An 8,755-nucleotide genomic window follows, 5' to 3' on the forward strand; every position below is an offset into this window, starting at 1 on the left:
TGAGTGATAACATCACTATTACTTAAAAGCCTAACAAGGCAGATTTGACGTGAAATAATGTGAGGAAACTGTAGACATTTTCATATAATTCGACTTACTCCAAAATAGATATCCTTTACCACAACCACTAGCCTTAAAATATTTTTATGCTTACCTTTAAGAAATAAAAATCCCTACTGTAGGCACGAAAGTCCTCTGACACATGATCATTACCCTCCTTCTAATTCTCGGCCTGATTACTGGCTACATTTCTATTATGGCTGCAGGTGGTGGCGCACTGCTGCTGGTCCCCCTAGTAGGATTTCTAGTTGGCCCCCATTTAGTCGCCCCGGTATTAACAACAGGAAATGCGATTGCATCTCCATTCGGCGTGTATTTATTTTGGAAACACATAGATTGGAAGGTGGCATTATGGCTAATCCCAGGCATCATACCTGGAGCAATTATTGGCGCCTACGTTTATACCCAGATGCACCCGCTATTAATAGAGTTTACTGTCGGCTTATTCTTAGTTTCGACCATATTTCAGTTTGGATTCGGGCATAAGAAACGCTCATTTGTTATGTACCTGCCGTACTTTCCCATGCTCGGCTTTGTCACCACACTCTTCTCTTCAATTATTGGCGCTGTAGGCCCCGTACAAAATCCTTTTTTCTTAAATTACGGACTTAACAAAGAGGAGCTAGTCGCAACCAGGGGGGTAAGCTCTTTAATGATGCACTCGACGAAACTTGTCGCTTACTTCCATTTTGGAGCTCTTAACACTGAATTAATCACTTACGGCTTGACCATTGGACTGGGAATTATGACAGGCATGTTTATAGCAAAACATTTCCTAAAGATAATAAGCATACAAAAATTCAACAGCTACGCACTTTCGATCATGTTTGTATCTGGGTTGATTTTAATTTTTCGAGTTAGCGTGCAGCTATGGGAGGCAGTTTCATGACCCACAAAATTACAACTAAAACTGACATGCAATAATTCAATTTTGAAGCCTTCGAAAACCTTAAGTTCTTATGATTTCACCTGACACAAAAGAACACCCCCTTCAACAAACCCAGCCATAAAAAATTCAAAACATCTTATAAGCCCCACACCACCATAAAGACCAAAAGGTTATTATCTTTAACTCTTTAGATATACTCATAATTAGATATTAACCCTCATTTACTTTCCCTTTAAGATATTCTTCCTGAGATATTTCTTGTCCATGCCGGAGAGCATCATTAAACAATCGATTATTGCTGGGTATTGGGGTTTGGCCTTCCTCTTCACCATAAAATTTTCTATATATATTTTTAGTCTGACGATCCCTCCTAAACATGACTGACTCAAAAGGATAGTCAATAAAAATATGCCTTAGATTTAAATATTTACCCGTTTTAATCGGCATCAGCTCAGACCTCAAAGACGTATAGTAATTTTTACTTTCAACTTCAATCTTCTTTCTTCGTGGATCATCTTCTTTCAAAGAGCGCCATTTCTCGTATAACTCATGTCCTTTCCCACCTTCAATTGAGGTTCTCTTTGCAATAGATGCATATGCGTCCTTACCCAGCAGAGCTACTGCAGACTCAGGAGATTCTTTTGCATATATCATCTCAGGGGAGTTCACCTGTATTTCTGCAATCAAACCACTACTCGTTTTAATTTTAGAGTTTACTCCGCTATAACCTAACGGATCCACAGATCCATCGATAACTTTTACCATTGCTCCTTTTGCCCTAAGCATTCCAACCACTATAGGGATTTTATCCTGCGGTACAACAATGGTATTCCTTGCAAGATCCTTGATTCGAGTTGGGTCACCGCCGTAATCATTAATAACTTTTTCCTTAGATCTCTCTAATGACTTTATCGGCACTTTAGCAACACTCCCCTCATTCATAGCCGCTATTTTATCAGCCAGGAGGTCAATTTCTTTCTTCGCTGCGGGAGCTTTTGCATATAACTCATCAAAGCCCTCGATCTTCTCAGAGTGGAATGATGACCGATCGCTTTTGGAAGCCTCATTTGATACATACTGATGGGACTCAATCCCAACAGGCAACCAACTTTTATTTTTCTTTGAGTTCCCAACAAATAAATTAATGACATAACATCTAGAATCAATAATGCGACTGCCTTTAATGGCACTAGATTCCTGCCAGAACGGATTAGGCCCTGAAAAGCAGGGCTGAGCCAGTGTCGCAGAATCAACCTTTAAAGGTACCAATAAGCCACATACTAAATAAATGACATTATAAAGAGTCAAATAGCGTAAAATTGAGCGACTACTCATGTATCGACCCCAATTGAAACGTTTACTCACAGTTTATATCTGGATAGTAAAAAATGGATACTTTAAGGTAGCCAGTGACAAGAGTCAGAATAAGATTACCCAGAATTACTATATCACTTAAATGACTTTGAAGATGTAAATATGGATTTCACCCAACACCATTTAGACCATTATCAGGGAGTGTCATCTTGCCTACCTAATCACCAATGGAAAACATTTGGCAAGCTCCAGGACAACCGCCTATTAATTTCTAAACATATTATCCTAGGAGATAAGTAGGGTTCCCCGGCAAATCATTCATAAATTCTTGCCGCATAAATAATTTCAGCAAAGACTTTCCACTGAACATTTTCAGGAATACCCTTCCCTTGATTTGCATAAAATCCATCCATATCTTCTGTCCATGCAGCCATTGCTTCGAGAAAATTGGCTAAATCAGTATTTTCCCAGGTTGATGCGTTATTTTTGAAATCCTCAAGTAGATCCAAGATAAAACTGGAAAAATCAGCCCTTGTTTTAATTTCATCCAGCTTATTTGGCAGATCTAGTGATTTCATCGATCTTCACCTTCTTCACGGATACGAATAGATGTACCATCGTTACGACTGGTAAACTTAAATGATCTGGTAGATAACTCCTCTGATGTGGCGGGAATTATTCTTATCGGCTTATTCGCCTCTTGGAAAGCTTTGAGCCTTCTATTATCCAGGGAGTAAATCTTTCCGTCACGACCAAAGACCCGAATAGGAGGAACATCATACGCAGTTACTTTACCCTCTTTAAGACTTTGAATTAAATCTTCAACTTTACGACCATTTGAAAACGTTGGCTTAATACTATCCTGGGTAAATCTAACTTCTTTGGGATTTATCAGCCCCTTTCGGATCACAGCAATCCTTGGGGATGCTACCCATTTACTGTAGGACGTAAAACGACCTCCCGTAGCATAAGACCGAACTCGAAACTTGTAAGAGCCACTCTTTAATCGATTATTTTTTTCAATTGGGAGGGTTACTGAAACAGCTTTTGCTCCCATATAGACTGAGGACCATGTTGCGCAATCATCTTTACACTGTTCAATTTCATACCCTGATACTTTTGCTCCAGTATCTGGAGCTTCCCATTGAACTTTGACCGTTCCATGAGATTCTGGATTGTCTGAAGCTGTAATCACTGATAAGGGGGCTGACTGTACAGGAGGCTGTACCTGCTGAACTCCCTCTCCCTCGGCACCAGAAGCGGTAACATTTCTTGGCGAAGAAGGTGGGATAGCTACATTTACCCACTTTTCATTGGAGTAAGCGCCACATCCACTACTATTACAAGCCCGGACCTTAAACCCCCAAGATCCTGTAGATAGCTTTTTAACCCGATAAGAATGCCCAGCAATTTTTATGGGCTTAGACCAATCTCCATCATTGTTTTGCTTTACAAGCTCATAGCTGTCTACCGTCTCTGGGGGAGGATGCCAAGTTAACGTTATATCCCCAGTTCGACTTTTCATTTCCGAGACAGCCATTTCAACTTCAGAGGGCGGTGCCACCACAAGGGTTGACTGACCAGAAAAGTTATTAGCAAAAGCTATAAGGGAAAAAGAAAGTAAATATAAATATGCAATGATATGCAGTTTAAAGGCCACTACTATCACCCGAAAACTTATATTGATGAGCGGAAACTACCAATTGCCATATTGCGGCTAACAATTATAGGGTATAGCTTAGCCATAAAAGAAGATAGCTGCCGAATTACTGGTCAGCTTTAAGTGTGGGAAGTTAATGAACCACTACGGAAAAAATGTTTAGGAAAGTAATACAATGTATGCAGATATACGGAGTCTATGAGTTAATTCATAAAGGTAACTCCGTACACTAATGTTAGATTCTGGCGAAATTTTAATTGGCTATAACCTAGCCCCTTAACCTTTACCTATAAAAAATCCAGTGAACAAGTCACTCATCCCGCCTGAACTCTAAAATATCACCTGGCTGACACTCTAGTGCCTCACATATTGCCGATAGGGTGTCAAACCTAACGCCCTTCACTTTACCACGCTTCAGTAGGGACAGATTAGCCTCAGTAATTCCTATCTCTGCTGCCAACGACTTTGAACTGACTTTTCGCTTAGCCAGCATTACATCGAGATTGACAATGATAGCCATGCTAAACAAACTCTTTGTTTTCTTGATCGATTTGTTTTGCTGCACGCAAAATATAGAGGACGCTCACTAGCACGAACAATGTAAATAGCCTGCCAATATCGAGTGCAAAGAATAAAGTAAACTCATTATTATGCACATACGATAGATAACTAAGCCACAGCGACTCCAACATACCTAATGGGATTGAAACTCCATATAGCCAAACTAGCCATAGATAGCATCGGTCACTCTCCTTACCAAAATAATCACCCTTGGCATACTGCCCAAAAAGTCGCCAAAGCCAGTAGATAAACAAACCGGAAAGCACAAAAGTTGGCAACTGGCCGAGGATTAGCATCGGTCTGAACTGATCACCTAACCCCCACAACTCTTGAAAAACCGGATTACTACTATTGAAGCCATTTATATCATAGAACAAATAAATGATTGGTAAGCTAGTAACAGCAATAAGGCTAATTACCACGATTGCCCAACGTAGACGTGTACTTAAAACCTGGATCTTGTAGTTCACAATTTTGCTCCCACTGGATAGGCAGGCATTATACAACAATATAATATTTCTGCAATTAAGCAATAAATTATTGCTTTACAATAATTTATTGCTCATCTACAGTATGCCGCGTAGTCATTGTTGATAAGGAGTAAAACTCATGGAATTACAAAATCATCGCTGGTCAGTACGCAAAGCCATCTGTTGGCTGAGTCTTGCAGCCGCATTTAGTGGCTGCAGTGTGAACCTTCTCGTGGAGGATTCAGCATCGGCAGAAATTCAGCAGAAGCTACTCCCTGTTGAGAGCTTCTTTAATGACTCTGTAATTAGTGGAGTCAAACTATCATTTGATGGGCAATGGCTAGCTTGGCTCCAGCAATACAATGGAGCACTGAATATCTATGTAATGCCGAGTAACGGAAGTGTTGAAGATGCCTTCCCGTTGACCGCTTTTGCCGACGGCGCAGATAGCTTTTCTTGGGATAAGCATCAGCTCGGTATGTATGTCTCTAAAGATTCCAATGGAAATGAGCAACATCAGATTTATAAGTTGGATTTAGAGGTAAAAGGTAAAGATCTAAATTTACTCAATACCCATAAATTAACATCGAAAAATGGCGTAAATTATATACTTTTAGGACAAGCTTCAGAAAAGCCCAACAGTCTAACCCTCTTCGCTAATCACGACGATCCAAAGCTGTTAAGTTTTTACCAATTGAACACCCAAACTGGTAAGTTGACATCAATAATGTCGAATAATCAGCACTTCCATGATGTGCTGATAGACAAAGAGGGAATTCCTGTTGCCGGTGTAAGGTCCAACCCGGATTCATCCATGGAATTATTTATTCGTAAGAACAAATCCTGGCAAAAGTCTCTGAAAACTGAGCCGGGAGAAATCTTACACCTGTCCAGTTATAACTCAGATCTCGAAAGAGTCTATTTCGAGTCTAGTTACGGTGAGGCAGACACATCGGGGTTAAAGCAATTGAACCTGGCCTCAAGAGAAATTACTGATGTGCATACAGACCCCAATAAACGTGCTGATGTTTACAAGAGTCTTTTCAATAAAGATGGTGAGCTTCAGCTGGTTTCTTACTACTATGGATACCGAGAAGATTATCCGATTAGTAAGGAATTCCAAAAACACTGGCAATTTATCACTACTCAGTTTACTCGCAGAGTAGAGATCGATGTTATCTCTATAAATGAAGAGTCTGGCATTTGGTTGTTGGACATTGCTAGCGATGTCGATCTGGGAGCTTTTTATACCTACAATCAAACAGACCAGTCGCTAACGCGCTTGATTGATAAAGATACAAAGTTAGACCCTGAATCTCTGGCAGAAAGACGTTCTATTACCTATGAAGCCCGTGATGGCATCGCCATCCAGGCCTATTTAACGCTACCTAAAGGCAAGAGTAGTCAGTTACCGCTAGTAGTATTGCCGCATGGTGGCCCTTGGTATAGAGATTACTGGAGACTTGGTGCTGACTTTTTCAACCGTGTGTCTCAACTGTTAGCAAATCGTGGCTATGCCGTGTTGCAACCCAACTTTCGCGCATCTGCAGGCTTCGGGGAAACCTTTATTGCTTTGGGCAATCGCCAGTGGGGAACCGGTGGGATGCAACACGATCTGACGGATGGTGTTGAGTATTTAGTAGAACAAGGTATTGCAGACAAAAATAGAGTGGCCATCATGGGTGGCTCTTATGGCGGCTATGCGGCACTTTCTGGGTTGACTTTCACCCCAGATGTATATGCAGCCGCCATATCTTTTGTAGGTCCATCAAGTTTAATCACATTGATAGAATCATTCCCGGAGTATGAACGAGAATTTCTTTCTCACAGATTAAAAGCAATCGGTGACCCATTGGTACAAGCTGATCGAGAAGATATGCAAAACAGATCACCTATAAACTTTACTGATCAAATTAAAGCTCCTTTACTGTTGGTGCAAGGTGCAAATGATCCTCGTGTTACTCAGCTTGAGTCTGATCAAATTGCTATAAAAATGTATCAAAAAGATTTGGCTGTCGAGTATATTTTAGCTAAAGATGAGGGGCATGGATTTAGCAAGCGCAATAACCTGATGGCTTATTTAATAAAGATGGAAGAGTTTCTTGCTGAGCACCTTGGTGGTGAAGTGTACTCTGAAATCCCTAAGGAGCTTACTACTCACTTGGCAGGGCTTGAAGTTGATATATCAAAATTAGCCAAGCAATAATCTCAAGTTGATTTCTTGCGATCTTAATTTGATTGCCAACATAGCATGTCTGTCTTTGACCGATATTAATCAATATCGGTCAAAGACAGGCTACATTGAAAGCAAGGTCATTTCAGTTTCTAACAAACAATATTAAAAATTCCGTCACCCCAAGCACCTAAATGCCCTTTTCTCTTATTAGCGAAAAGATCTTACGAACATCTCACTTTCTATTTAGGTAGACTCATAACCTCAACTGGCTAATAGACATTATGAGTTAGCTACTAAACCATTATTCATTTGGAACATTCGTTCAAGTAAGACTCGACTCATAAAATCCCAGAAGATTAAATTAGGTACAGAAGTATCAATATCATCTTTTCCTAATCTTCAATTACATGTGGCCAAGTCTAAATTTGGCTCATTGTCACACAGTAGATTTTTGAGTATTGTTGTGCCTTTTTTACCGTAGCAGAGGTAGGGCATATCATAGAAGTAAGAAGTATCCACTGCTTTGTAGGGAGACAGGATACCTGTTGTCAGTCTTACCTAAGCAGTGAAGACCAAATGAATTTACTACTTCTCCACTACCTGACCTCAGTATTTCCAATCGAAGCAATGTCGCTATATTGATTGGTTTCAACCCGTTTTAAACCTAAGAACCCAGTCTTAGAAATTAAGAAAAAGCGTAGCAACCATATGGAGGAAGCCATGCATTCTCGTTTAACCACCGTTCTCGTAGCTCTTGTTATTTCAACTAACACTAGTGCAGCCGAGTTCGGCAACCAAAAGACACTAAGTTTCCATCCATATATATCCTTAAACACAGGATATAGCGAAATAGAACTTACTCGAGATTATCGAACAACTGAGAAAGAAAATACAAAGGAGTTTAGCTACTTAGAATTCACTGCTTCTGAGAGAGAGTCATGGAATAGTATTTCAATAGGGGCAAACTTTGACAATTATCCGCTGGAATTGCGATTAAGCTACAGCACCGTTTCTACTGATAAAATTGACGCGTGGGATTTTGATGAGAACGATCCCGTCACGGCGGTAATTTTTGATTCCTGGCAAAAGTTTGATTTAGAAGTATTCTCCCTGACCGGTGTTTTTGAGCTTTCGAAATCCTGCCAAAGAACCTGCCTGTATCTGCTAGGGGGTTATAGCTTTGGAGAGCTAGATTGGTCTCTATCTATGGAAGGGATAATTGAAGGAATCGACGTCCACGAGTCGAGATCATTTAACAAAAGCTTCGTCCACCTTGGAGGTGGGTTCCGCTACAACTTCACCGACTCTTTGCGTATGAATACTGAATATATTCAATATAATATCGGAGAGATCGGCAAATATAAAATAACTGAAAACGAACAAGTGGAATTCGATCTGGATAACCTTGGTGTATGGCAGGCAGGAGTATCTTATATTTTTTAATTGGAGATGAGTACGCGACTAAACACCAACTAGAGCCTCACTCCGATGGTCCTCAACAATAGTGACTTAATGAATCTGATACGCTAATTCCAAAAAAACAGACCGCGTGGAGTACAAATACTCCACTGGATCTTCTTTGTTACTTGTTGTGAGTGAAATCGAGTCTTTAAATCAAGAAGACC

At 40.3% G+C, this 8,755-nt stretch carries 8 protein-coding genes; 3 read left to right on the forward strand and 5 right to left on the reverse strand.

Going from position 1 to position 8,755, the window contains the following annotated elements; all coding sequences use genetic code 11:
- The first annotated feature begins 202 nt into the window (after positions 1 to 202).
- Positions 203 to 949 carry a sulfite exporter TauE/SafE family protein gene (locus ACJJJA_RS14875; RefSeq protein ID WP_252082127.1) on the forward strand — a complete coding sequence of 249 codons (747 nt, stop codon included), beginning with the start codon at positions 203 to 205 and terminating at the stop codon, positions 947 to 949.
- Positions 950 to 1,159: 210 nt separating this feature from the next.
- On the opposite strand, the gene ACJJJA_RS14880 is transcribed toward ACJJJA_RS14875, so the two are convergent.
- The 5 genes from ACJJJA_RS14880 to ACJJJA_RS14900 form a co-directional block, all read right to left on the reverse strand.
- On the reverse strand, positions 1,160 to 2,284 hold the full coding sequence (locus ACJJJA_RS14880) for a hypothetical protein (RefSeq protein ID WP_444905157.1): 1,125 nt from the start codon (positions 2,282 to 2,284) through the stop codon (positions 1,160 to 1,162).
- A 293-nt stretch (positions 2,285 to 2,577) separates the two neighbouring features.
- Positions 2,578 to 2,841, reverse strand: coding sequence for a DUF7660 family protein (locus ACJJJA_RS14885; protein WP_444905158.1), 264 nt, complete (start codon positions 2,839 to 2,841; stop codon positions 2,578 to 2,580).
- Positions 2,838 to 3,923 carry a fibronectin type III domain-containing protein gene (locus tag ACJJJA_RS14890; protein ID WP_444889979.1) on the reverse strand — a complete coding sequence of 362 codons (1,086 nt, stop codon included), beginning with the start codon at positions 3,921 to 3,923 and terminating at the stop codon, positions 2,838 to 2,840. The genes ACJJJA_RS14885 and ACJJJA_RS14890 overlap by 4 nt, the downstream gene beginning before the upstream one ends.
- Before the next feature lie 310 nt (positions 3,924 to 4,233).
- A complete protein-coding gene (locus tag ACJJJA_RS14895) occupies positions 4,234 to 4,443 on the reverse strand; it encodes a helix-turn-helix domain-containing protein (protein ID WP_252082131.1) in 210 nt (69 codons plus the stop codon).
- 1 nt (position 4,444) lies between these two features.
- Entirely contained in the window at positions 4,445 to 4,954 is a 510-nt protein-coding gene (locus tag ACJJJA_RS14900; protein ID WP_444905159.1) for a hypothetical protein, read from the reverse strand.
- Between the two features lie 139 nt (positions 4,955 to 5,093).
- On the opposite strand from ACJJJA_RS14900, the gene ACJJJA_RS14905 reads away from it, so the two are divergent.
- Positions 5,094 to 7,160 (forward strand): alpha/beta hydrolase family protein, encoded by a 2,067-nt coding sequence (locus ACJJJA_RS14905; RefSeq protein ID WP_444905160.1) that lies wholly within the window; start codon positions 5,094 to 5,096, stop codon positions 7,158 to 7,160.
- A gap of 690 nt (positions 7,161 to 7,850) precedes the next feature.
- Positions 7,851 to 8,573 (forward strand): outer membrane protein, encoded by a 723-nt coding sequence (locus tag ACJJJA_RS14910; protein ID WP_444905161.1) that lies wholly within the window; start codon positions 7,851 to 7,853, stop codon positions 8,571 to 8,573.
- Positions 8,574 to 8,755: the final 182 nt, after the last annotated feature.

Source organism: Microbulbifer mixtoriginis (SeqCode) (genome assembly GCF_052466865.1).

Coding starts and splice junctions, on each gene's coding strand:
- ACJJJA_RS14875 (WP_252082127.1), top strand. CDS start 203: ATGATCATTACCCTCCTTCTAATTCTCGGCCTGATTACTGGCTACATT.
- ACJJJA_RS14880 (WP_444905157.1), bottom strand. CDS start 2,284: ATGAGTAGTCGCTCAATTTTACGCTATTTGACTCTTTATAATGTCATT.
- ACJJJA_RS14885 (WP_444905158.1), bottom strand. CDS start 2,841: ATGAAATCACTAGATCTGCCAAATAAGCTGGATGAAATTAAAACAAGG.
- ACJJJA_RS14895 (WP_252082131.1), bottom strand. CDS start 4,443: ATGGCTATCATTGTCAATCTCGATGTAATGCTGGCTAAGCGAAAAGTC.
- ACJJJA_RS14905 (WP_444905160.1), top strand. CDS start 5,094: ATGGAATTACAAAATCATCGCTGGTCAGTACGCAAAGCCATCTGTTGG.
- ACJJJA_RS14910 (WP_444905161.1), top strand. CDS start 7,851: ATGCATTCTCGTTTAACCACCGTTCTCGTAGCTCTTGTTATTTCAACT.